Source organism: Microbacterium maritypicum MF109 (genome assembly GCF_000455825.1).
Classification (GTDB): Bacteria; Actinomycetota; Actinomycetes; order Actinomycetales; family Microbacteriaceae; genus Microbacterium; species Microbacterium maritypicum_A.
Genome location: NZ_ATAO01000104.1, coordinates 1 through 260, shown reverse-complemented (window position 1 = coordinate 260; position 260 = coordinate 1). Strand labels below are relative to the sequence as shown.

Below are 260 nucleotides of genomic sequence, written 5' to 3'. Positions count from 1 at the left end.
CCGCGCCGAGGTCGGTGGCCTTGAAGAAGCGCTGGAAGACGACGAACAGGATGACGACGGGGAACGCGAGCGCCGTGGCGCCGGCGAGGATCGCGCCGTTCGGGTTGGCCGTGGACTGCGCCACGTTGGAGATGTAGTTCGCGAGTGAGACGGCCAGAGGCTGCAGACTCGCATCCTTCGTGATGAGGAAGGGCCAGAGGAATTCGTTCCAGGGGCCGATGAAGGTGACCAGCACGACCGTCACCAGCACGGGGCGGATG

At 65.8% G+C, this 260-nt stretch carries 1 pseudogene; it reads right to left on the bottom strand.

Going from position 1 to position 260, the window contains the following annotated elements:
* Nucleotides 1-260: pseudogene (locus tag L687_RS0121170) on the bottom strand (carbohydrate ABC transporter permease); the annotation flags it as partial.